This window comes from Paenibacillus sp. FSL L8-0638 (genome assembly GCF_038593075.1).
Classification (GTDB): domain Bacteria; phylum Bacillota; class Bacilli; order Paenibacillales; family Paenibacillaceae; genus Paenibacillus; species Paenibacillus polymyxa_D.
In genome coordinates, this window is the sequence record NZ_CP151960.1 from 3,317,002 (window position 1) to 3,342,808 (window position 25,807).

The following is a 25,807-nucleotide window of genomic DNA, read 5'->3' on the forward strand; positions in this document are numbered from 1 at the left end:
CATATACATAAACTAGCAACTATTTGCATACGAAATGTTATTTATTTATAACTATTATTTTATCATCTCTTATGTAAATGTCAACATTCACCCAAATACCACCTATACTTCAACACAAAAAAGGCGCGGTATGAATACCACGATAGGTATTTATATCCGCGCACTCCTACTTACCTTAAAATGATAACCTGCTGCGTACAGCTACTTTTCATGTAGCCACCATTCTAGTTATTCTGCTCGCTCTATTGGTTCCTTTACTCCCTCATTCTCACTTGCCGATACTGAAGTCTTCGCCTTCGTTGTAATTTTCCCCAACAAATAAACCAGCAAATTTTGATTGTGCTGAGAAATTCGGTTTAGTGCAGAACCCAGAAAATCATCCCGTATTCGTATTCCACGCTCTACTTCTTCTCTCCCTTGATCCGAAATGACAATCCATACAATTCTACGGTCCTTTACATCTCTGAAACGGGTGACCAGTCGATTCCGCTCCATCCGATCCAGCAGCATCGTAACCGCGGCTGGTGTGGTGGCGAGATATGGAATTAGTTGAGACGGTTTCATACGGCCGTATTCGTTCAAAACCTCCAGCACCGTAAGTTGAGCTTCGGTTAGTGATGGAGCCAGCTGCTGCTCCATATGAACCTTATAATCCTTAGCCATTCTGGACCAGATTTTCGCAAATTCGGTCGTTTGCATTTTGCCTCACTCCTTTAAATAACAGGGTCAGTAAAAGCATCAAAGTTACCGTATGGGCCACCGTCCGGATTGTATTTCATCACATTAAATTTTCGCCATTCAGCCCCGGTTTCCTGCCGTTTTTGGAGCATCAAATGAAAAGGGGAAGGAAGTCTCACCTCGGTTTTGAAGGCTGGTCAGAGTTCGACATCATGACGGCAAAAAGGTCCTCATTCGTGCCGGAATGGCACGAGAGGACCTCTCTTTTTCGAGCTAAAGAGCGCTTGACTTTCCTATTATTCTATGGACTGAGAAGCTTGCGGCTCACTACGCAGCAGCACATTCACAATTTCGTCCTTCTTCTCTACTGGAGCTAGCAGCTTGCCTGTATCCTTTCGGTCGGTCAAAGGAGCCTTTTCCGAAAGGAAGGACATCGTTTGTCCTTCTGCTGTGATTGCAAATAATTGAACAGCTTCACGGCAATAGAAAGCTGCCACGATTCGAGTTCCATTCGAACGTACTCGTTTGCCTTCCTTGAACTCAAAGGTGGTGATTCCTTTGCCGCCTCTTCCCTGTGTAGGATAATCCAGCAGAAGCGTACGCTTACCATAACCGGACTCGGTCAGCACCAACACTTCTCCTTCATCCTCATCTACCCATAACGCCGCGATAATTTCATCGCCTTCCGCCAGCTGTATACCTTTGACACCAGCCGAGACGCGGCCCATCGCATTAACCTCTTGCTCCTTGAAGCGTATACTCATACCCGCGCGGGTAATCAGCATAATATCCCGGGTACCCTCGCTTAACGTTACCGATAATACCTCATCGTCCCCTGCTACTTTGCAGGCGGCTACGGCACTAGAACGTTTTGTAGCATATTCTTTCAATTCTGTACGCTTTACTTGGCCCTTCTTTGTTACAAATACCAGACTTTTACCGATTTCCTCGATGTTTTTGAGCGGAATCACACTTACGATACGATCTTCCTTCGATAACGGAATGACGTTGACAATTGGAGTGCCCGGCTCTTTCCACTTATACTCTGGCACCTGATGTACAGGCAATAAAAAGTACTGTCCGCGCTGGGTGAAGACGAGCAATACATCGAGCGTATTCACATCAAGCAATTGGGTAACGTAATCCCCTTCTTTAACACCGGAACTTGAACGTTCCCCACCTGAACGAGTGAATGACAACATACTTGTACGTTTCACATAGCCATCTTTCGAGAGTGTCAGCAGTACATCCTCTGCTCCCACCATAACCTCCAGGTTCACCTTAATCTCTTCTACCTCGCCCTGGATATCTGAACGACGGTCAATGCCGTACTTTTCGCGAATTTCCAACAGTTCCTTGCGAATCAGGCTGATCAGCTTACGATCACTTTCCAGAATAGAACGATATTGCGCGATTTTTTTCTGGATGTCACCCAGTTCTTTTTCAAGCGTGGTGATTTCCAGATTGGTGAGACGGTACAACTGCAAAGTCAAAATAGAATCTGCCTGACGTTCGCTAAAACCAAACATCCATTGCAAATTATTTTGCGCGTCCTGGCGATTTTTGGAAGCTTTAATGGCTGCAATGACCTCATCCAGAATGTTCAGCGCCTTGACCAAACCTTCCAGCACATGGGCACGATCCTCTGCCTTTTCCAGTTCATACTGGATACGGTGAGTAACAACTTCGCGTTGATGAGCAATATACGCTTCCAAAATGGACTTTAGCCCAAGCTGATGTGGCGCTTTGTTCACAATGGCTACCATGTTGAAGTTATATGCCACCTGTAGATCGGTTTTTTTCAGTAAATATGCTAAAATCCCTTCCGCATCGGCTTCCTTCTTTAGCTCGACAACAATGCGCAAACCATTTCGTCCACTCTCGTCACGAACCTCGGCAATCCCTTCCACCTTTTTCTCCAAACGGATATTTTCCATGGCGGTTACGAGCCTTGATTTGACGATCTGGTATGGGATTTCGGTAATGACCAGTTGCTGCTTACCTCCGCGCAAAGACTGAATTTCCGTTTTGGAACGAATATAAATGCGTCCTTTTCCCGTGCGATAAGCGTCCTTGATACCTTCGCCACCCATAATGAGTCCGCCCGTCGGGAAATCAGGACCTTTAATAAAGGTCATAATCTCTTCCAACTCAATCTCCGGCTTTTCCATCACCGCAATACTGGCATCAATAACTTCGCGTAAACTATGCGTAGGGATCTCTGTCGCAAATCCCGCCGAGATCCCACTGGAACCGTTCACCAATAAATTTGGATAACGAGACGGCAATACAACAGGCTCTTTGGCCGAGTTATCAAAATTGTCCTTGAACAAAACCGTACGCTTTTCAATATCGCGCAGCATTTCCATTGCGATCGGAGACAAGCGAGCCTCCGTATAACGCATAGCTGCCGCCGGATCATCATCCTGGGAACCCCAGTTACCGTGACCGTCCACCAGCACGTGACTCATTTTCCAAGGCTGCGCCATCCGTACCATGCCGTCGTAAATCGACGAGTCACCGTGGGGGTGGTAATTACCCATAACGTCCCCAACGGTTTTGGCCGATTTACGATATGCTTTATCCGGCGTATTGCCCGAATCGTACATTGCATAAAGAATACGACGTTGCACGGGTTTTAATCCGTCCCTTACATCGGGTATCGCCCGATCCTGAATAATATATTTGGAATATCGGCCAAAGCGGTCACCGACCACTTCCTCCAGAAAAGCTGGCAAAAACTGCTCCGATAAGCTCATGTATACACCTCATTTGATAGCACTACTCTACGTATTCCGTGAAATCTACGTTTTCCACGATCCAGCGTTTGCGCGGATCCACCTTATCACCCATCAAAGTGGACACCCTACGTTCAGCCTTGGCTGCATCCTCTATCTGAACGCGTAACAAGGTGCGTGAATCGGGATTCATCGTTGTTTCCCATAACTGATCAGGGTTCATTTCCCCAAGTCCTTTATAGCGCTGAAGCTCAAAATTCCGTCCAAATTCTTTCAAATAATTATCAAGCTGCTCGTCAGTCCAAGCATAACGCACCGTTTCGAGCTTACCCGACTTTCGAGTTATTTTATACAATGGCGGTTGAGCAATAAATATGCGTCCTGCATCAATAAGCTCTTTCATGTACCGATAAAAGAACGTCAACAACAGCACTTGAATGTGCGCACCATCTGTATCTGCATCGGTCATAATGATGATTTTGGAATAATTGCTGTCTTCCAGCGAAAACTCTGTTCCTACCCCCGCACCAATAGCTGCTGTAATAGCACGGTACTCATCATTCTTCATAATATCCGCCAGTTTGGATTTTTCCGGATTCATCGGCTTACCCTTTAGCGGTAAGATGGCCTGAATTTTGGAATCCCGTCCCTGCTTGGCTGATCCTCCAGCCGAATCGCCTTCCACAATAAACAACTCATTACGTGTAAAATCCTTGGACTGCGCAGGCGACAGTTTACCATTCAAATTGGAACTTTCACTGCGCTTTTTACCGGAACGCATCTCATCCCGAGCTTTACGTGCAGCTTCACGCGCTCTGGATGCTTGAACTGCCTTCTTGATCAAAGTTTGTGCTATCTGGGGATTTTCTTCCAAAAAACGCTGCATCTGCTCAGATACGATGGCATCCACTGTACTCCGTGCCGAAGCGCTACCCAGTTGATCCTTTGTCTGACCGACAAATTCAACCTCAGCCATCTTGACACTGATTACAGCCATCATGCCCTCACGTAGATCGTTGCCCTCCAAGTTTTTATCCTTTTCTTTCAACATCACCGTTTTGCGCGCATAGTCGTTCATGACACGAGTGTAAGCAGTTTTGAATCCCGTTTCATGCGTACCTCCGCCACGTGTCGGAATGGAGTTAACGAACGAAGCAATCGTCTCTGTATAACCCGCATTGTACTGGATGGCAATCTCTACTTCAATGTCTTCTTTCTCGGCATTAAAGTGAATAACATCATGCAGCACATCCTTGCCCTCATTCAGAAAAGCAACAAACTGACTTGCGCCACCCTCATAAAAATACTCATCTGACTTTCCGCTGCGTTCGTCTTTAAGTTGAATACGAAGGCCCGAATTTAGAAAAGCAATCTCCTGAAGGCGTTCAGCCAACGTATCGTAGTTAAAATGAATGCCTGCCTGAAATACACGAATATCCGGTTTAAATGTAATTTTCGAGCCCGTCTTGTTAGTATTGCCCAGCACTTCAAGGCCTGTGGTCGGTTCCCCGACATGCTCCACGCCCTTCTTGTCCTGCCAATATTCAAACCGCTGACGGTGAATCTTGCCGTCCCGGTAAATTTCTACTTCAAGCCATTCCGAAAGAGCGTTCGTTACAGATGCACCTACACCGTGCAGACCCCCGGACTTTTTATATCCCGAACCGCCAAACTTGCCTCCGGCGTGCAAAATGGTGAATACAACCTGAGGCGTAGGAATTCCCGTTTTGTGCATTCCTGTAGGAATACCGCGCCCGTTGTCTGATACCGTAATGGAACCGTCCTTATGCATTGTAATATCAATGCGAGAGCAAAACTTGGCGAGATGTTCATCCACCGCGTTGTCTACAATTTCCCATACCAAATGATGCAGCCCCGAAGAACTGGTGCTCCCGATGTACATGCCCGGCCGTTTGCGAACTGCCACAAGCCCTTCGAGCACTTGAATGTCGTCCGCGCCATATTCTGAAGCTCCGCTTTGTGTGCCGGACGCTCCCGCAGACAAGTCGATTTTGTCGACCATTCATGCTCCCCCTTTGTCTAATCGTAACCGTGTTTTGCCTTATTCTTGATGATTTTCACCAAAAATGCAAACAGATGTTTTCTTTTACCTTGTCCATTTTAATTCAATATATCCCGTTTCGTAAAGACGGCGAATGAAACAATCAATGCCGCAGCCCCCCAAATGCCCAGTACAGCTAAAGAAAAGGGTAAAGTCATTCCCTCAATCGGGGCGGGGCTTCCAGATAAATAATCGGTTAATTGGAGGTTAACCATAAATAAATATTTAGCACTCTGCCAAGACGAAGCCATGTTTGTCAAAATAGTGCCCGAAATGAGTGCAGCCATCATGACCACGATACTTGCCGCCGTACTTCGTACCAGGACAGATACCATAAAGGCTAACGAAGCTACCACAAGACTGACAAACCAGATTAATCCGGCTTGCAGCATCAGATAATGCCATTGTGGAATCGCATGTACAGCAGACAAATCCACCGTCGATCCAACAATTTGAAATCCGGTAAATACCGGAACATTAAAACCGCGAAAACCAAAAAACAAGCCTGATATCAGATAGCTAATAACAAATACAGCCAAAATGATGAGCGAGACGAACATATACAATGTCAGCAGCTTACTCAGCAGTATTTTCCACCGCCTGACTGGGCGGGTCAGCAACATTTTTATCGTGCCTGTCGTCCGTTCTCCTGAAACCAAGTCGGAGGCAATAGCCATAATCAACAGCGGAACGAACAAATTTATCGAATTATCCATAAACTCTCTGGTAAAAGTGACACCACTCGGCTCATTCGGATTCACATCATTTTCCAAATAATATTGCATCTGCTGCACAAAGACCCGACGGTAGGTCTTCCATTCCTCGGGAACCCGGTCACTTCCCAGCGAGTTTTGATTATCGGTAATCGCCTGACGCAGTTCAAGCCGCCAATCATTGCCGAATTTTTCGCGATTGTTTTCTGCCACTTTCATCTGAGCGTACGTAAAAATTGGCACAAGCACAAGTAAAACTAGTAAAATGACATAAAATCGTTTCTTCTTGATAATTTTGAGTGTTTCATTTTGTACGAGCGGTAAAATGTTATTCAAGTATCTCACCTTCCGTCATTTTCAGGAATAGCTGCTCCAATGTAGGGTTGATTTTGGTTACACCTTTAACGGAAATACCGGAAGCCGTCATTTGTGTCACCAGCTCCGCAATATGCTCTTCATCCATTTCTGTAAAAATTGCATCGGCTCCGCTACCTGCAACAATACTGTCATCAATTAATTCATCGGCGTTCGTAATCATTTGCACATGCGGAGAATTTTGCAATATGGCAAGACCCTGATCACGAGGCTCCAGTTGCCATACGGCCATATGTGAGTGCGTCTCAACCAGTTCTCGTACACCACCTACAGCTAGCACCTTTCCCCGACTTATAATTGCCACCCGATCACATAGCAGCTGGATTTCGCTAAGCAAATGACTGGAAACAAATACAGCCATGCCTTCTGCCGCTAGCAAACGGATAAAAGCTCTCATTTCCTTGATCCCCTTGGGGTCTAACCCGTTCGTCGGTTCATCCAAAATCAGCAATTTCGGTCTACCGAGCAAGGCTTGGGCTATACCAAGACGCTGGCGCATTCCGAGAGAATACGTACTTACTTTATCATGGATACGGCGATCGAGCCGAACCAGCTCAACGACTTCGCGGATACGCTGTTCGTCTACACCAGGCTGCATACGGGCAAAATGCTCTAAATTCTCCCATCCTGTCAGATAGCTGTACACCTCTGGATTTTCCACAATAGAACCAATATGCCGTAAAGCCTGCTCAGGGTCACGATTTACATTATGTCCACAGACAGTAATCGTCCCTTCCGTAGGCTTAATTAAATCGACCAGCATACGAATAGTCGTCGTTTTCCCAGCCCCATTAGGGCCGAGAAATCCGAAAATTTCACCCGCACGAACGTCGAATGTGACATCATGAATGATCATTTTGCGTTTGATACGTTTCTTAACGTGCTGAACAGAGAGAACTGTTTCGTTATTGCTTCTGTCTCTGCCTGTGCTGCCAACCTGATTGGCGGAATGGAAACTGGACACTGCATCCCTTGAGGTCGAATTTTCGGTTATTCCAGTCCCGTTCTTGTCAGCAGATTGGATGCTCATTAGTTGTTCCCTCCCTTTTTAACTTCAGCAGGTTGGCTGCTTGTAGACTGTTGTTCATTATCCACTTTATCGGCATCCTTCGTGTTTGCAACTGCAAACCCTTGCGCGATACGTTCAGCGATTGCCTGATAGCCCTGTCCGTTTGGATGAAAATGATCGGATGATAAATAGACGGGCAAATTTTGCTGGAATAAATCGAAAGTTGGAACCAGAGTCATATTGCTGTTTTGGTTGGTAATTGCCATGGCAGCCAGATTCCATTCTGTTACCACAAGATTACCGGGAATTTTCATTTCCTGCAGATCACTGAATGGATTATATAATCCGACATAGATAATTTTAGCATTCGGATTAATTTTTCCTACCTTTGTCAGCACTTTTTGCAGACGTTTGGCGGCATCAGGCACAGCTTTACGCAAACCACTGAGTGTAGGCGGCTCTTTGCCGGTTTGGGCAGCCTGAGCCCCCTGAAATAAATCATTTCCGCCAATCGAGACCATAATAACGTTAGCCTTTTTCAACACATAAGAAACACCAGGCTCATCCAGCTTGGTCAATAGTCCTTGAGTCGTCAGTCCATTAATCCCCAGATTATTTATGAGCTGAGCCTTATGACCTTCCTGATTATTTAACAAGCTCACCGACCGACGCACAAAACCACTTCCGGAGTCATCCCCCGTGCCTTTGGCTAGCGAATCTCCAATGGCAGCTACCCGAAACTCTCCCGTCTGATTAGTAGCGGATGGCGCAGTTTGTGTCTGCGATGAACCGGAATGTACAGGTTGAGTGCTAACCATTGGCTCTGGAGCCGTGATACTTTGTACTGCTGTAATAAATCCGTACAATAATAGCAATGTGGCGGCAATGGAAACGGAACCGACAGACCGCCAAATCCATTTTGATGAATTCACTCGTGTTCCCTCCTGATAGCTTAGTGAAATAAACATAAAGCTTCTTATATCATTTTGCAAATAAACCGTTCGGAATAAAAGCGCAATAAATGCTTAGAGTCACATATAATTTCCCATGAACATGCAAAAAAAGGATGGCAAATGGCCACCCTTATATTATACTTTCTTGTGCGAACAGTTTATCCTCTCTTCTCTAATCAAACGAATCAAACTATTTGCTATCAGGGATGAAACTTTTGATCCATTGTCCAAAACTGCCCGGATTTCGACTTTGTATCAGTACCGTTCCTTCACCGCGAAAACGGCATACAAGCGCTTCTCCACTCGTTACGCTGGACAACCAGCCTTTTGATGCTTTTTCAATTTTATAATCCATATAATCCGGCCATGCCACCAGATGAGCATTATCAATAATACGCTCCTCTCCTGGCGCGATATAAATGGGATGAATGGCTCCATAAGAGGATAGGAATACCGTACCTCGACCACTGATTTCTACGATAAAAAAACCTTCACCGGAGAATAAACCTTTCATCAGGTTTTGCATTTTGGTGCTAACCTCAATGCCTTCTGTACAAGCTAGAAAACCGTCCTTTTGGACCATCAACCTATACGTGCCATCCAATTCCACCGCTTGTACATCACCTATACTGGCAGGGGCTAACAACACTTCAGCTGGCCCACGGGCTGCCCTCAGTTCTTGAAAAAAGAATTTTTCTCCGCTTAGCATTCTACCTAAACCACGTAACAGTCCACCGTCTACCGTCCCCTTTATATCTACACTGGAAGACATGGAAACCATTGCTCCCATTTCCGCTTTAATCATTTCCCCGGGGTTCAACTGCACCTTGAGCATAGCAAAGGCACCTTCATGCACGATTTCGTAGCTCATTTGTTCACCTAGCTTTCCATAAATAGTCTGCTATCCATTCAACTTGCTGCTATCATACTATAAATACGTCCCTTATGTCTTTTCTGGTATAAAGCAAGGGTTATGCCTGTGGAGGAATAAGAGACACCAAAAGACCCGCTGAACGTGTCAGCGGGTCTCCAGATTAACGTCATGCCACTATCTTTTCATAACAGCGGCATGACGTTTCGAACGTATTTACTATCATCTTAGTTACGTGTGAACTCTTGTACCCAATATCCATTGTAGTAAGCCACACCGATTTGCGTATATTCTGCCTTCAAAATATTCTCACGATGTCCCTGACTGTTCATCCAAGCTTTCATTACTTCTTGTGGTGTTTGTTGTCCCATAGCAATATTCTCACCCGCATACGTATAAGTTACACCGAACTTTTTCATCATATCAAAGGGTGAACCGTAGGTCGGAGATGTATGGGAAAAGTAATTGTTCGTGCTCATGTCCTTCGCCTTGGCTAAGGCTACTTCTGTAAGCTTCGCATTAGATGTAAGGGGCTTCAGACCTTTTTGGCTGCGCTCGTTGTTTACAAGCTTTACAACCTCAGCTGCAAATTGGGACTTGCTGAGTTGTGCATCAGACCCTGCAGACTGACCCGCGCCTGAATTTGTGTTTTGTTTTTGGGCCTGTTGCTTGTTACTAGACTGCGAAGCCTTTTGGCTACCTTGTTTGGTTGTTGTTTGCTTGCCGGATGAAGGATTTGCTGTTTTGTTTTTAGCCTTGTCCTTTTCAGATGCATCCTTAATTACGGTCTTTGTTATCGTAGTCGTCCCGTTGGACATATTGACGGTATATCCGTTATTTTGAAACCACTGTTGTAGTTGGGCAGTCAAATCGTCAGCTGGTGAAGCTGATGCCGGAACGATGAATCCTGCGGATAAAATGGCGCTTAGACTTCCCATCACAAGTGTTTTTTTCAACATATTCTTCATTTCGTCATCTCCTTGGTGTATAAATGCCTTGGTGTGAACGCGTCCGGTTACAACTTTGTAATCTTTACTCTAGCAGTATATCATGTTTTATAGCAGGATCAATGGTATAAAAGTTGGAAAAAAAATAGCCCCGCTCGGAATGAACCATGCGGAACTAAGTTAAAAGTAGTGAGGCTTTAAGTATTAGATTGTCTTGTTGTAGGCTGATTATCTAAGCTTTTTGCTGAAACGGTAGCCTTGCTTTTCAAAGCCGATTCGGTTGTAGAAAGCCCGGGCCTCTACTTGTTTGATGCGGTTATTCGCTCCAGTAATGAATAAATGATAGCATCCTTGCGCACGTCCCCACTCCTCACCACAAGCCACCAGGCGCTTGCCAATGCCCTCGCCGCGATACTCCCCGCTCACGACTAGCATGGTGATTTGTACGGCAGGATCAGGATAAGCCAAGCTTTGAGCCGTATGCATGCCGATAACTCCGACAACACGACCATCCATTTCTGCAACCATCATATTCGCTTGACTGTCCTCCCGCGTTGTTCCCATAACTTCTTTCATTACACCACAAGTCATCGGGTATCCGACTTCTCTTAGTAGTCCTGTTACGGCTTCGCAATCGCCAAGCTCTACGGAACGAATTGTCAGTACTGGAATCATCACATTGTTAGACATGATTTACCTCCACTTTCAGCATATTAGCAGCTTCTTTGGCCGTCTTCCGTGCTGTTTCCACATCTTCTGCAGCGCTAAGCGCTACAGCCATCCGGCGACCCGGCTTGGTTTCTGGCTTCCCGAACACTCGCACCTGTGTCCGGGGTAGCAATAATGCATCATGCAGACCGCTTATTACAAAATCCCGCGTAGCCACTTCTGCCTTCAAAGTAGCTGAGGCTCCTGGTGTAAGCAACGTGACAGATGGCACCGGGAATCCGAGGATGGCCCGCACGTGAAGTGCAAATTCCGACAAATCCTGCGTGATCATGGTCACCATTCCTGTATCATGCGGACGAGGGGATACTTCACTGAATATGACGTCATCAGCCGTTAAAAATAGCTCTACGCCAAACAATCCGTAACCACCCAGTTCATCCGTAATCGTACGGGCAATGTCTTCCGCCTCCGAAAGCTGCTTGTCCGTCATGCCATGGGGCTGCCAGGATTCGACATAATCCCCATCTTTCTGAATATGGCCAATCGGTGGGCAAAAAGTCGTACCCGAAACCGATCTGACGGTCAATAAGGTGATTTCGCTCTCAAACGGGACAAAAGCTTCAACAATGACACGTGTAGTTTTGGCACGCGCGCCTTCCAGCGCCGTATTCCAGCAGGATTCTGCATCTTCGATTGCCCGGCATACAGACTGCCCTTTACCCGACGAACTCATCAAGGGCTTGACCACGCATGGCGTGCCCAGCTCATGAACCGCCGACCGCAACTGCTCAAAGTTATCTGCAAAACGATAGGCAGCAGTCGGAAGCTGTAATTTCTCGGCAGCCAGCCTGCGGATACCTTCCCGGTCCATCGTAAGACGGGCGGCACGGGCCGTTGGTACTACGTGAAATCCTTCTTGCTCTAATTCTTCCAAAGCACCCGTAGCAATAGCTTCGATTTCAGGTACAATTATGTCGGGCTTTTCCTCACGAATTAGTGCCTTCAACCCCTCAGCATCCTGCATATCCAGACAGTGAGAGCGATGGGCTACCTGCATTGCTGGAGCCAGTTCATAGCGATCAACAGCAATACATTCCACGCCAAGCCGCTGAGCTTCAATAATGACTTCTTTTCCCAATTCGCCGCTACCCAGCAGCAGCATCTTCTTAGCCTTGGCAGAAAAAGGAGCACCCCACATCTTGAACTCTTCCCCCTCTGACGAAAATTGCTCTGATCTCTTTTCATCTTTATTTTCAGGGTTTAGCTCCAAGAATGCAATAGTGCTCGGCATTTAAATTTACAAAAAACGCGATTTTTTGATCTTTTTTTTACAAAAATTTGAACTGTGCTTCCACCAGCCCCCGATATATTCCATGTTTTTTCATCAATTGTTCATGATTACCACTTTCTTGGATTTCCCCATGATCCAGTACAACGATATGATCAGCATTTCGAATGGTAGACAAACGGTGAGCGACCATAAAAGAAGTTCTGCCTTCCAGTAAAACCTGAAGAGCCTCCTGAATTTTCAACTCCGTTTCTGTATCAATACTGGCTGTGGCCTCATCCAGAATAAGAATTCGCGGATTAGCCAGCAAGGCACGAGCAAAGGATAAGAGCTGTCGCTGGCCCATGGACAGCATTCCCCCCCGCTCCTCTACTTCTGTTTCATAGCCAGCTGGCAAGTGAACAATGAATTCATGAGCATTGACCGCCTTCGCAGCCGCTTCAATTTCCTCATCCGTCGCATCCAAACGGCCAAATCGGATATTATCGCGTATCGTCCCCGAAAAAATAAATGTATCCTGAAGCACGATGCTAATCTGGCTTCGCAAGCTCTCCACCGTGACATCACGCACATCTTGACCGTCAATCGTAAGCCGCCCTGACGTAATGTCATAAAAACGGCTGAGCAGATTAATAATTGTACTTTTACCTGAGCCGGTATGACCCACAAGCGCTATAGATTGACCCGCTTCGACGGAAAGACTAATACCTTTAAGCGCCTGACGTCCCTTCTCATATTCAAAAATGACCTTTTCAAATTGGATATCGCCCCGAATGGGCGGCAAGGCTATTGCTCCCGGTTTGTTTGCAATATTCGGCTGTTCATCCATAAACTCAAAAATTCGTTCTGACGAGGCCATCGCAACTAGTAACTGATTATACATTTGGCCCAGCCGATTAATCGGCTCCCAAAAGTTCCCAACATAGTTGGCAAACGCAACCAGCAGTCCCACTGTAAGCTGATCTGTCTGAATTAAATGCGCTCCAAACCAGAACAGCACAAGCGTACCAAAACCTCCGGTAATATCAATAAGTGGGCCAAAAACCTGATTCATGGCAGAAGCCTTATCCCACGATTTTTTGCTAGAGCTGTTCATGTCGTCGAAATAAGCCATGTTTTCCTGCTCCTGCGTATATGCTTGTGTCACACGAATCCCCTGAATAGACTCATTCAAATGAGAATTGATACGCGAGTTCTTCATACGCACTTCTTGCCAAGCGCGACGGATGCGAACGCGCAGCTTGGTCGAGATCAAAAACATGATCGGAACGGTCACAATTACTGCCAAACCGAGCTTCCAGTTAATAAGCAGCAAGATGACAATAATTCCGATAAGCTGTACGCAGTCAATCAGGACATTCACTGCACCGTTCGTAAAAAGATCCTGTAGCGAGTTAATGTCATTCGTCACGCGCACTAATACAGAACCTGCCGGTCTCTTATCAAAAAAGTTAAAGGATAGCTTTTGAATATGCTTGAACAAATCTTCACGCAAATCGTAAATAACCCGTTGACCGATAATATTGGTGAATTTAATGCGGTACGTGCTGGCTGCCCATTGAATTAAATATAACAAGAGCACGGCACCCGTGATGAGCAGCAGTAACTTTACGCTGGGTAGTGCAGGCCATGCGGGAGCAATTGCCTTATCAATGGCCAGACTGATCAAATAAGGAACCGTCAGTTTGGTAATGGTACCAAGAATCATCATGACCAGAAGGATCGGCAGAATCTGACGGGCATAGGGCTTCATGTATGCCAGCAAACGTTTGAATTCTGACCAGTTAAACGGTTTGTCAATGACATCATCATCTTGATAGACAAAGCGCTCATTCGTCGGTTTTTTTAACGGTTTGGCTTTTTCTGCGGGTATATTCATGGTCTCACCTGCCCTTCGGATACACCGTCTGGAGCCTGAGCTATGTAATCGGCGTATTGAATATGATACACATCCTGATATGGACCTGGAGTAGCAATAAGCTGTTCATGTGTTCCACGCTGGACGATTCGTCCTTCCTCAAGCACCACAATTTCATTGGCATGGCGAAGCGAAGAGATTCGATGAGCGATTATAAATGTTGTTCGACCACGCATAACCTCTTGAAAACCGGTCTGTATTTCATGCTCTGTTTCCATATCGACCGCACTGGTAGCATCATCCAGTACCAGAATTTTCGGATTTTTGAGTAGTGCGCGCGCGATGGCGATCCGTTGTTTCTGCCCTCCGGACAGTCCCAATCCACGTTCTCCAACGACAGTGTCATATCCCAGCGGTAGTTCAGTTATGAATTCATGCGCCTGAGCCAGTTTGGAAACGCGTATGATGTCATCCATACTGACATGGCTTAAACCATATGAAATATTATTACGTATAGAGGACGAAAACAAAAACGTCTCCTGAAACACAGAAGAAATTTGAGCACGCAAATCACGAATCTTCAAGTGACGTATATCCTTGCCATCCAACTTGATACTTCCTGCATTCACATTATAAGCACGCATGAGTAATTGAATAATGGTAGACTTCCCTGACCCCGTTCCTCCTAAAATTCCAATGACTGATCCTGGCGGTGCGTCTAAATTGATGTCAACAACAGCAGGAAGCTTATTTCCGTAAGCAAAGGTAACATGTTCAAACGTAACATGTCCTTCCACCTGATCGGCATCGAGTGTAAGTGCTCCGGCTTCATCGGTTACATCTATGGACTGATTTAGCAGTTCCAAGACCCTTTCACCAGAAGCTTTGGACTGCGTATAGTTATTGATATGAAAGCCAATGCTCCAGATGGGGCCGATAATATACCAAATTAAGCTAAAGAAAGCGACGAGCTGCCCCAAGGTCATTGACTTCTGAATGACCAGATACCCGCCCATGCCCAACAGAAGGACCACACTGACAGAAGCAATTAGTTCCATAGCAGGGAAGAACCGACTCCATAAGGAAGCAGCTTGAATTTGATTACTTTTGTATTGCTCATTACGTACTGAAAATTTCTCAACTTCATATGATTCGCGGGCAAAAGATTTGACGGTTCGCACACCTGTTATGTTTTCTTGGACCGCTGTCGTCAAGGCGCTAAGGGCAATCCGCATTTCCTGAAAGGTGGGATGAATCCGGGATTCAAACTTGAATGTGACGAAGAGCAGCAATGGCATGCTGATCATCGTAATGAGGGTGAGCTGCCAGTTAATATACAGCATCATCATAGAGCCGAATACGACCATCAGTAGCACATTGAGGAGTTGGGCAAAACCAAACCCAATAAAGTTACGAATTGCCTCCAAATCACCAGTCAGTCGGGACATGAGATCACCCGTTTTGGCCGTGTCATAATATCTAAAGGACAGAAATTGCAGCTTTTCGTAACAAGCATTGCGGAGGCGGTATGCCAGGTAGTTACCTAGCCGTCCACCAAAAAAACCATGTAAAAATTGCATGAACCCTTTGATGATGACTACTCCCAGCACAGTCAGAGCCAGCGCCGGAACTTTCCCGAAGTCACCGGGGATGATAGCGTTATCAATAAGCCTTTGGAGCAGGTTCGGATACACCAGTCCCAGAGCCGTCGCTATCGCAAGGCATAAAATAGAAAGAAACAGATAGTGTCTCCTCTCGCGAAAAAAAACTTGCAGTTGCCTGAGCACTTCCATGTCAATGTCCCTCCATTAGTTGCACGACGTTGTTATATGGCTTAGTGAAGTTTACCATTCGCGTTCCAAGGCGGCAAAGAGGATAACGAGCCGTATTCAGGCAGGTTATCAATTGGTGGCTGATTAGACAAATTAAATCGCTTTCTTATTATTGAATGTGGCTATTTACTCAGTATTGCTTTCTTTTTGGAGCATGCATAAAACACCGGGTTGTCCCACAACCCGGTGTCCTGATCTTTAATCATTGGTGAACATATTTATCTTTACTCCAAAGCCACAATCTTGCCAGCAAGTTCTTTCCAAACCTGTGGCTGCTCACCGCCCATAAGGGCATGCTCCATGCCACGAGTCGTCTCCAGCATTTGCTCTCGAAGCTGAGCTTTCTGCCACAATTGTTCCTCCTGCATGAGCGTAACGTAAAAAGCAGACATTCGTTCACGTTGCTGATCCACAGCTTCCCCGATTCGCTCGCGTAATATCGGCTCCAGTTTGGTTTGTAGATTCGCTCGACCAGTTCCTTCAAAAAATAGCTTTGGATTTTTAAAGCTATTCCAATAATCCTTCCAATGAATGGACTCCTGCAGGGAAATTTCCTTCAGCTCGGGAACAGTCCATTTTCTCGATTCAGGAATTGTGCAATCTAGTCCTGGCAACTGATGGTTCATGTGTTCTACGCACTGTTGTATAGCCTTGTGCACCAAAGTTTGTCCCGTTTTTTCCAGCCGTAGTGTGGTTGCCAGTAATTCCTGAGACAGCTCCAGTTCGATTAAACGCATCAGCTCACGACCACAAGATGCAAAAGCCGAACGAAGATCACCTACTCCTTCACGCAGAACAGATGGATGAAACGCCTCTGCCATAAATTCTCCAGTCCGATAGGACAGCCTTTGACGTACATGATACAGCAGTTCATCGGTCTCGTCCGATAACACAGATGCACCGTTGCTATCAGTCAGGCCTAGGAGCGTATGCTCCAATTCCCCACGGATGCGAGTTAATCGCTCTAATCGTATCTCCCGTTCTTCCACGCTATACCGGGCATCGGCTGCATGTTGCTCTATGCGGTTCCGCAGCCGGGCCAGTTCCTGCATAGCAGAAGCGATGGACAAACCTGCCAGCTCTTCGGCTGCAAATGCCGAGAAATCATCTTCAAATGCATCAAAACGTGAAGCTGAACGCAGCGAAGCCTCCCCCTGTTCGGTAGCTTCCAACGCCAGCATACTGGAAAGCGGATAAATACGTGGTTTTCGGATTCCATTTGCCTGTAGTTGTTCCTGTACATGCCGGGTAACAGAATGCAGTTCTTCTTCAGAAGAAGCCAGATCTGATGCATTAACAATAAAAAACGTCTGATCCAGTGCCATGGTCTCTTTAACTCGACCTAGTTGATTCAGGAACTGCCGGTCGCCTTGCGTAAACGCATGGTTATAATATGTGACAAATACAAGAGCATCCGCATGCTTCATATAGTTGAAGGTCACGCCTGTGTGCCGTGCATTCACAGAATCCGCTCCTGGCGTATCCACTAGCACGATGCCCTGACGGGTCAGAGCGCAATCATAATAAAGGTCAATATGCTCCACAAAGCATGATTTGTGCTCAGACGCGACAAAATCCCGATACTGCTCTAAATTCACCTGAAGCTGTTGTCCCAGCAAGCTTTCAGCTTCTTCCCATCCGGCTGCGGCAGCCTTTAAAAAACTATAATGAGGCCTGCCCGCAGGATGGATGCCTTCCGGAGATAAAGCATGAACGGCTTCTTGCCAGCCCGCTGCCCCTGGCTCTCCCAATCCTAATAACCGAAATGAGTATTTAAGATCTTCCCGCAACGCGTCCACTGATTTCATATGGACGTCAGCCGTGGCATGGCGCTCAGCACTTGCAGGCGGCATTATGCGGTTAATCGCCGCTGTCGTCGGATGCGGCGATACGGGCAACACAGCTTCACCCAACAAAGCGTTGGCGAAGCTGGATTTCCCAGCGCTGAACGCTCCGAACAGCGCCAGCGTAAACTGCCCGCCCTCCAGCGCAGCGGCGCGGGCATGTAAATCCCGTACCGCCGCTTGCATGGCAGGGTACGGACTTACGAGGGCAGCGGCAGCCTTCAATTGGGCCGCTGCTGCATCCAACCGCGTGCGGCGGCCTCCAGCGGCAGGCTGTGCTGCCGCCGTCCCTGCTAGCGGCTGTGCCGATGCGTTGCCCGGGCCAGCGATGCCAGGGCGCGCAACGCCCGTTGGCGCCGCAGCAGCGGCGGTATCGGACGCCGATGCAGGCGCGTCCGCACAGGGCAACCCGCTTGGCGCGGAAGCCTGCGGCAGCAAGCTGCGCAACAGGTTGGCGTACGAAGCCGAGGCCTGCACGCGGGTGCTATAGCGGCTCGCCGCCTCCGCCTGCGCCAACAGCGCAGTGCGCTTCTCTGCGAGAGCCGTGCGGCGGGCTTCGGCTCGCACTGCTAGCTGGGCCAGCAGGCGGTCTAGCAGCGTCAGCGCCTTGCGGCGGCAATCGGCGGTCACAGCAGCGCGTAGGTCCTTGCAATAGTTTAACGTATACTCTGGCGACAACGCATTTTCCTTCACCGTCTGCTCTACCAGTTGCCGGTCTATCACAGGACGGATGCCATCCAGCTCCTGCTCCATCGCAGCGGACCACAACCCCTGACCGTCACCCCAAGACCGCAGAAGCTCCCGTACATGAGGAAGCAATTGTCCCTCCACCTGATCAGTCAGCATTCCTGTCAGCCGTTCCAAACGGCTTTCCTTTTCTCGCTCAGTCTTTCCTCCTGCAAACCATAGTCCTGTTTTGAAGCCCGGCTTGCGGCTCTCTAAGTATTCGCCTGCGGCTTCACGTAGCTCCGCTGGCGTCAAATGTGCGTGTTCCAGTAGATGATCCAGCTCTTGACGCAGCCGTTTACGCTCCTGCTCGGGAAGCATCTTCCAGTGTTCGTCTTCTTGCTGCAAGGTTTTCTGCTCTATATCCAGCCGCAAAACGGCTTCTTCCCCACCCGCTTCTTTTAGCAGTGTGTTCAGTTCCTCTTCTTCAGCTGACTGCACAGTCTCTACATGTTGCTCTACCAAATGGTGCATAGAGGACACTAAACTGTATGCCAAAAGCTCTGTTTTTCGCTCCAGCAATTTCGGAATCAGGTGCGTCAACTGTTTCCACTGGTTCCATGGATGATTCTGCTCCTTCAAGGAAGTAAAAAGGATGTCCGTATAATGAACTTGCCAGGCGTGAAAGCTAGTCTCCACCTCATTACGATAACGTGTAAATGAAAGCTCCCGCTCCCGGTGTTTATCGATTTGATTGATGATCAAATATAACGGCTTGCCCCAATCCGATAAACTTTTGGCAAAGGACAAATTATTTTCAGATTGGACATGGTTGTAATCCATCACATAAAAAACAATATCTGCCCAATGTAAAGCAGAATGTGTCGCCAGCGCATGTCCGTGGTCTGTGGAATCGACGCCGGGTGTATCCAGCAGCACTCCTCCGCTAGATAATATGGGAACATCCTCCCACACTTGAACCGATTCATAGGCTCCACCATTTTTACAATACTCAGCAAGCTCGGACAGGGAGGCTTCCATGCTTTCCGGCTCTGGATTTTCCGCTGTTTGGGCTGGATGAATGAGTGCTCTCGGACGTCCATAACGGATGGACACTACATTAGCGCTCGTAGGCACCGGTCCAGATGGCAGGACGGTTTTACCACACAGGCTGTTAATCAAGCTCGATTTACCCGCTGAAAAATGTCCACAAAAGGCAATGGTCAGCTCCTGCGCATATGCTTTTTCCAGCAGATCCCCTACCGCCTTCGCTCCCGTTTCATCCCCGGCTTTACGCAGTGTATTCTGTATCTGTTCTATCGTATCCAACCACTTTCCCGCATCCCCTGTAATCGTTTGCATCATAAGCTACGGTTCCACTCCTTATCACTTGTCTGCACCAAATAGCTATATTGTAGCATTCCTAAGCCATTGTGAGAATCATCACATCAAAAAAACTAAACAGCGCTCCCCGCCAGTACCTGGCTTTAGGGAACGCTGTTTTCGTACATGATAACAAAAAGTTCATTTTATTCTGTCCAAAACGGATCATTAGGAATAAGTATTTAGGCAACCGAATGCATTTATCAAAGCCCTCAAGGGACAACGACGAAGCAAGATATGTAAACAACGGGTGAGCCTGCTCATCACGTACATTCACCTTTTGGAACATGCGGAACGAGACACCATAATTCAGGGTACAAAATGTATGCACACTTCATTGGAAGAGGCTCTATCCACATCAGGATGGTCTGCAAGGTTCGTGTATATATGCGCCTTCGGGCTGGTTAAACCAGCCGAGCCGCCTATACCGGAACATGCAACGCATGTCGTCCGCTAATTGAACTTAATTGGCTGCAGTCTCAAGCACTGGCAGCAAAATTTCAAATACTTGACCATGCTGTAAAATCGTAATCCCACGGGATTTGTCCTTCATTACGACCACTTCTGGCTTTTGTGACATACGCTCCAGATAATGCTCAGGTACATCACCGGAATGACTAACCGTGATTCCCTCAAGCTCGCGCTCTTCGTTTTCAGCAAATTCTGTTGTTACAATTTGCTCAAAAATATCAGAGAATGCCTCAAAATTGTCTGTATATACCGAAATGCACTTCATACTCTTCATCCTTTTCTACACATAAATGGTTAAACCCTCTTGTTACCTTTGTGGGTCTTTAAGCTCTACGTTCCTTATCTTTTCTGATAAGAGACGTTTTCATACGTTTCTTGCCTTCCCTGCATACATCAAGCAACGGACACACCTGACATTGAGGGTTTTGAGCTTTACAATGGTAGCGTCCGAAAAAAATGAGCCTGTGGTGGGTCAAAGACCATTCATCCCTAGGAACCCTCTTCATCAGCTTTTTTTCCACCTCAAGCACTGAATCATCCCACCCTGCAAAGCCGAGTCGTTTGGAAACACGCTCTACATGCGTATCTACCGCAATAGCTGGTACATTAAAAGCAGTAGATACAACGACATTAGCCGTCTTGCGGCCAACACCGGGTAGCTTAACCAGTTGATCGTGCTCCGAAGGTATCTCTCCCCCGTACTGGTCTATTAAAATACGACAGAGGTTATGAATATGCTTGGCCTTGTTTCGGTACAAGCCGATTCTGCGAATATCCTGCTCCAGTTCCTCAAGAGGAACAGCCAGGTAATCCTCAGGTGACTTGTATTTTTGAAACAGGTCTGCCGTTACTTTATTGACCATCTGATCGGAGCATTGAGCAGACAATAACACGGCGATCGTTAATTCAAAAGCATTGTCATGGTTCAACTCACAATGGGCATCCGGAAACATCGTACCGATGGTGTCCAATATATGACGTGCGGTTGCTGCATTCACGGAAATCCTACCTCCTACCAAAAAAAACGTCTTGATACGGGATAGCCCGCATCAAGACGGTCACTCTAAATAATCATCCGGAAAGAAACGAATACTATTTGTGCATGACTGCCTGCATAGGCGAGAAATACACTCCTATATTATCATTATCTGTCACAGATTGCACGTGAAAAGTGTGCAAATTCCCAAGAAATTTTCATACCGTCTGATCGGTTAGCGACTCATGGGATGATCCAAATCTACATGCCCCATTAAGGACTCTAGAGATTGACCATCTACGAGCAAATCCAGCGTTTTGACTTCCTTGAATTGGAACATCGTTTTCTTCAAGGCATCGATAGCCAATTCCTCGCCGCCAGCTCCCAATCGAGCCTCGTCCGGCAGGGAAATATCAAAAGTCAATGCACCGTTATCCAATTTGATCTTATGCACGGAAATTTTCTCGGACCACAACGGGATTAGAGCAGAATCCCCACTCTTTTGCAGAGCTTCAAACGCTTTTTGCAACTTTTCCAGCTCGCTTGGATAGGTAATTTCCTTTTTCTGTTCTTTCAAGCCGTTCTCTTGAGTATCCGTATAGTACACCGTAATCTGTTGTGTTTGTCGATCTCCTGAATTTTCCGTGTCCGTCTTGGTCTTTGTAGGCTCTGTTGACGGAGATGCAGGTGTTTGACTCGCCCCATTATTTTCAGCAGACTGAGCCGATGGATCAGGGGTCGTCTGTTCGGGTGTGATATTTTGTGCATTAGAAGTTTGTGTTTCCTGAGATGGAGTCGCAGGAGCTGTTGTTTGCTTAGAGGCACACCCTGCACCTGCAATGGCAAACAGTGCCAGCAGACCTGCAATTACGATTTTCTTGTTCATATGTCCCCCTCCTTGCTTGACGTTGACAAGCGATTTGTTGAAGATTTATTTTACGTCGAGATACTCTGTGATTCCATCTGCAATCCCTTGAGCTACCCGGTTTTGAAAATCTTCATCAAACAGTGTGGCTTCCTCTTTTGCATTACTCAGATATCCTACTTCAAGCAATACGGCTGGCATAGTCGTTTCCCGAATTACATGGAAATTGCCATAACGAATGCCGCGGTCTGTCAGGCCCGTCGCGGGAGCAAAGTACTTGTGCATAACGTTGGCGAACGCTTTGCTTGCACTACGCTGGTAATACGTCTCTGTACCGTTGGAAGCTGAGCTACCGCTGCTGTTAGCATGAATGGACACGAACACGTTAGCATTAAGGTTTTCAGCTACTTTTACGCGCTGTTTAAGCTCCAAGAATGTATCATCACTGCGTGTCAGCACAACCTCAAGTTTGGGGTTCTGCTTTAATATGCTTTCTACTTTCAGAGCCATCGCTAAGTTGAAGGTCTTTTCATAGTTTTTTCTCGAAACACCAACTGCTCCAGAATCTTTTGCTCCATGACCAGCATCAATAACAACGACCTTTTTACCATTGCTGTTCGTTGGTGATGTCTGTGTGTCATCCGGCTGTGAGCCATCTGGTAACGTTGCGTCTGGCGTGGTATTCACTGAATCTTTGGAAGCCAGATCGACGATAACACGATTCGAGCCATCATTATATGCGGTATAATTCATGGCATGTTTCAAATCAATAACAACGCGCACCGTTGAAGGTTCCTTTTGGAATAAAGCATAACGGATACCGGACACATCCGCTTCATTCTCAATGTCCAGCGAACCATTTAAGCTGCTATCCAGCTTTTGCTGGTCTCCGAAATTGTCAGCAAACGCAGTCGCTGGCAAATCCACCACTACCCGATCAGGGCCTGTCATCGTAAACGCTTTCGGCTTGACGGCACTGGCTGTTGTGATAGTTAAACGGTTTTGGCTGAAACTGACTCCCTGCACCTGTGTAACACCTGAGTTTGCATTATTCGTTGGTGCAGTTACACTTCCAGTACCTGTACTGTTATTTCCGGACTTGGGAGGTGTAAATTCCCCGTTTCCAGACCCGCTACTGCGGGTATATAATTTTACGGACTTGGAGCTGCTGTCCCATTTTACGTCCAGTCCCATTTGCTCGCCGATAAAACGAAGCGGTACAAGGGCATAATTGGAACGCAGCAGAGGCGAAGCATCCAGACTAATGTCGCTTCCATTGACAGTCGCCGTCTTACTTCCGATTATCATTCGGATCAAGGTACTGTCCTTCTCAATCGTTATGGTTCGCGCCTGCTGCTTCCATGTCACGTCATATCCCAAATTTTCAGAAATTACGCGTAGCGGGACCATTGTACTTCCGCCAATTACTTGTGCCTTAGCACCACTAGGGACACTTAACTGTTGATCGTCGAGATAGATTTGTGTTCCACTCGAAGCCGCATGTCCATAACCCGGAACCGCCCACATGAAGACAAATAATAACAACAAAAAACCAAATTTCTTCATTCGTCACCCTTCCATTCATAATTTTTTTGCCACATGCTCCGGTGCGGCGACCTGATATACGCGCTTATGTAATATCAGACAACCTTTTAGACGTTATCTCACACCAAAAGTTGCGAATATATTCCATCATAACAGAAATATACGTGCCAAAGAACTACTTTTGTCGAATTTTGACTAAAAATATAGATCATTCGCTTTCCGTCAAAAGTCACAGCCGAAAAAACTAAAAAAGCTACTTTTCACCCCCATGAATTTTCATTAAAAAGGTGGAAAGTAGCTTTTATTGTAAACCTCACTTAGTTAAGTGGTTCCGTTGCTCCTGTGCCTGCTGTTCCGAGATACTCCTTCAACCCATCGACAATACCTTCAGCGATCTTCTCTTGTGTTTCTTCTGTGAACATGGCTGCTTCATTTGATAGATTACTAAGGTAGCCACACTCCAGCAATACTGCAGGCATTTGTGATTTTCTCGTCACCACATGGTTTGCCACTTTAATGCCGTTATCCTTGAACTCAGTTGCTGCTACAAGATGCTTGTGCATGATCGTGGCCAGGCTCAAACTTTCCTGACGTGCATAATAGGTTTCTGACCCATTAGCTTTTCCGTTATTAGAAGCTGGCATACTGTTACCATGAATGGAAACAAACACGCTAGCCTGCTGATTATTAGCGAGCTGTGGTCGTTCATCCAGCGTGGGATACGTATCTCCATTACGAGTCAATATGATTTGAATATCGGGATCATTTTGCAGAAGCTGCTCGACCTTTAATGCTACCGCCAATGCAAATTCCTTTTCATGTCGCCCAGTCACACTACCTGCCCCAGGGTCCTTGCCACCATGTCCGGGATCAATTACGACGATTCGCCGTCCTTCGACATTCGTTGGTGTTACCACTGCTGAATTCACACTACGCTCACGCAATTGAAGGGTGATATCACCTAGGCCATTGGTTGAAAGATCGTAATCACGTGTCTGATTTAAAGCAATGACAATGCGTACGCCCCCATCTCGTCCATCTGCGGGAGCAAATCTAATTTCCTGCACATCCTCACTGTCACTATTCGTCAACGCCCGCGTGCCATCGGTGCGAATCGGGAACGGCTGAAGAAAATCAGTCGCCAGTGAAGCCCCGGGTAAATCTACAACAATACGATCATTCCCCGTCACTTTGGATACTTTAGGGGTAACATCTTTATTCAGAGAAATCTTTAACGTTTCACCCTCAAAAGTAATATTTTTTACAATCAACGCATTTGCTGCGGTCTGTTCTGTATTTTGCTGCTTGGTTGGTGAAGATGCAGCTTCAGTATGCTTATCTGCTTCAACTGGGTTTATTGTCGTCGCTGTTGCTGAAGACGTTTTATTGGTGCTTGTTGTACTCCGTGTTGACGTTTGCGACGATGGTTGGGATTGTGACTGTTTATTTGCTTGTTGAGTTGCAGCCTTTTGACTGAGATTTACGGATTTACTTTTATTATTCCAATCTACTTTTAGTCCCATTTGCTCCCCAACAAAACGTAATGGAACCATGGTTGAGCTGCCCCGAAGCACAGGAGGTGCATCCAGACTAACTATTTTTCCATTCACATCAGCCGATGTACGGCCTACATACATAGACATATCGGTACTATTTTTTTGAATTGAGATTTTATAGGATTGTGGTTCCCACTTGAATTGATATCCAAGCTGCTCCCCAACCACCCTTAGCGGTACCATGATTTTTCCATTGACCATTTCAGGCTTGGCATCTGCAGGCGCTTCCACCCTTTTGCCATCTAAAAACAAATCTGCTCCAGCCGCGTTCACATGAGGGGAGGACGGCCACAACCAAATCAAGATAGCCGCTAGTATCACCCAACCATATTTCTTCATCCTCATTCCCCTAACTTATATATGTATTTTTTGGTGCTTCTCACAGACACAGTCCTTCAACCATTTTACATTTACAATACCATGCTGAGTCGAACCGTCAACCCCTTATTTTCCAATTTATTTTTTGAGCATGATAAAAGCCCGCAGGCAAAAGGATTGCCAGTACGGG

At 46.6% G+C, this 25,807-nt stretch carries 18 protein-coding genes and 1 pseudogene; all 19 read right to left on the reverse strand.

Features of this window, described 5'->3' with window-relative positions; genetic code table 11:
* Positions 1-228: 228 nt before the first annotated feature.
* Positions 229-699: a MarR family transcriptional regulator gene (locus tag MKY35_RS14580; RefSeq protein WP_165146821.1), complete on the reverse strand. Its 471-nt coding sequence runs from the start codon at positions 697-699 to the stop codon at positions 229-231.
* Between the two features lie 275 nt (positions 700-974).
* Positions 975-3,437, reverse strand: coding sequence for a DNA gyrase subunit A (gene gyrA, locus MKY35_RS14585; protein ID WP_342444103.1), 2,463 nt, complete (start codon positions 3,435-3,437; stop codon positions 975-977).
* 22 nt (positions 3,438-3,459) lie between these two features.
* On the reverse strand, positions 3,460-5,439 hold the full coding sequence (gene parE / locus MKY35_RS14590; protein ID WP_039271190.1) for a DNA topoisomerase IV subunit B: 1,980 nt from the start codon (positions 5,437-5,439) through the stop codon (positions 3,460-3,462).
* A 98-nt stretch (positions 5,440-5,537) separates the two neighbouring features.
* Positions 5,538-6,527, reverse strand: coding sequence for an ABC transporter permease (locus MKY35_RS14595; RefSeq protein WP_039271187.1), 990 nt, complete (start codon positions 6,525-6,527; stop codon positions 5,538-5,540).
* On the reverse strand, positions 6,520-7,596 hold the full coding sequence (locus MKY35_RS14600; RefSeq protein WP_029518152.1) for an ABC transporter ATP-binding protein: 1,077 nt from the start codon (positions 7,594-7,596) through the stop codon (positions 6,520-6,522). Before MKY35_RS14600 ends, MKY35_RS14595 begins: the two co-directional genes overlap by 8 nt.
* The gene (locus tag MKY35_RS14605; protein WP_039271184.1) at positions 7,596-8,543 is read right to left on the reverse strand and encodes a GDSL-type esterase/lipase family protein; all 948 of its coding nucleotides are present in this window, start codon (positions 8,541-8,543) and stop codon (positions 7,596-7,598) included. Before MKY35_RS14605 ends, MKY35_RS14600 begins: the two co-directional genes overlap by 1 nt.
* 175 nt (positions 8,544-8,718) lie before the next feature.
* Positions 8,719-9,399: a TIGR00266 family protein gene (locus tag MKY35_RS14610; protein ID WP_029518154.1), complete on the reverse strand. Its 681-nt coding sequence runs from the start codon at positions 9,397-9,399 to the stop codon at positions 8,719-8,721.
* Positions 9,400-9,626: 227 nt separating this feature from the next.
* Complete coding sequence (locus tag MKY35_RS14615) at positions 9,627-10,367, reverse strand: CAP domain-containing protein (RefSeq protein WP_029518155.1); 741 nt, start codon at positions 10,365-10,367, stop codon at positions 9,627-9,629.
* Between the two features lie 207 nt (positions 10,368-10,574).
* Positions 10,575-11,036 carry a GNAT family N-acetyltransferase gene (locus MKY35_RS14620; protein WP_013310623.1) on the reverse strand — a complete coding sequence of 154 codons (462 nt, stop codon included), beginning with the start codon at positions 11,034-11,036 and terminating at the stop codon, positions 10,575-10,577.
* Positions 11,029-12,213 carry a formate-dependent phosphoribosylglycinamide formyltransferase gene (gene purT / locus MKY35_RS14625; protein WP_342446654.1) on the reverse strand — a complete coding sequence of 395 codons (1,185 nt, stop codon included), beginning with the start codon at positions 12,211-12,213 and terminating at the stop codon, positions 11,029-11,031. Before purT ends, MKY35_RS14620 begins: the two co-directional genes overlap by 8 nt.
* A 130-nt stretch (positions 12,214-12,343) precedes the next feature.
* A complete protein-coding gene (locus MKY35_RS14630; protein ID WP_342444104.1) occupies positions 12,344-14,182 on the reverse strand; it encodes an ABC transporter ATP-binding protein in 1,839 nt (612 codons plus the stop codon).
* Positions 14,179-15,954, reverse strand: a complete 1,776-nt coding sequence (locus MKY35_RS14635) for an ABC transporter ATP-binding protein (protein ID WP_029518158.1) — start codon at positions 15,952-15,954, stop codon at positions 14,179-14,181. The genes MKY35_RS14630 and MKY35_RS14635 overlap by 4 nt, the downstream gene beginning before the upstream one ends.
* Positions 15,955-16,217: 263 nt before the next feature.
* The gene (locus MKY35_RS14640; RefSeq protein ID WP_342444105.1) at positions 16,218-19,868 is read right to left on the reverse strand and encodes a dynamin family protein; all 3,651 of its coding nucleotides are present in this window, start codon (positions 19,866-19,868) and stop codon (positions 16,218-16,220) included.
* A gap of 217 nt (positions 19,869-20,085) precedes the next feature.
* Positions 20,086-20,220, reverse strand: a pseudogene (locus tag MKY35_RS14645) (glutathione peroxidase); the annotation flags it as partial.
* Between the two features lie 129 nt (positions 20,221-20,349).
* A complete protein-coding gene (locus MKY35_RS14650; RefSeq protein ID WP_013310628.1) occupies positions 20,350-20,622 on the reverse strand; it encodes a hypothetical protein in 273 nt (90 codons plus the stop codon).
* A gap of 58 nt (positions 20,623-20,680) precedes the next feature.
* Positions 20,681-21,355 carry an endonuclease III gene (gene nth, locus MKY35_RS14655; protein ID WP_029514969.1) on the reverse strand — a complete coding sequence of 225 codons (675 nt, stop codon included), beginning with the start codon at positions 21,353-21,355 and terminating at the stop codon, positions 20,681-20,683.
* Between the two features lie 213 nt (positions 21,356-21,568).
* Positions 21,569-22,219, reverse strand: a complete 651-nt coding sequence (locus tag MKY35_RS14660) for a GerMN domain-containing protein (RefSeq protein ID WP_342444106.1) — start codon at positions 22,217-22,219, stop codon at positions 21,569-21,571.
* A 45-nt stretch (positions 22,220-22,264) separates the two neighbouring features.
* Positions 22,265-23,764: an N-acetylmuramoyl-L-alanine amidase family protein gene (locus tag MKY35_RS14665; RefSeq protein WP_342444107.1), complete on the reverse strand. Its 1,500-nt coding sequence runs from the start codon at positions 23,762-23,764 to the stop codon at positions 22,265-22,267.
* A gap of 296 nt (positions 23,765-24,060) precedes the next feature.
* Positions 24,061-25,638 carry an N-acetylmuramoyl-L-alanine amidase family protein gene (locus MKY35_RS14670; protein WP_342444108.1) on the reverse strand — a complete coding sequence of 526 codons (1,578 nt, stop codon included), beginning with the start codon at positions 25,636-25,638 and terminating at the stop codon, positions 24,061-24,063.
* Positions 25,639-25,807 lie beyond the last annotated feature (169 nt).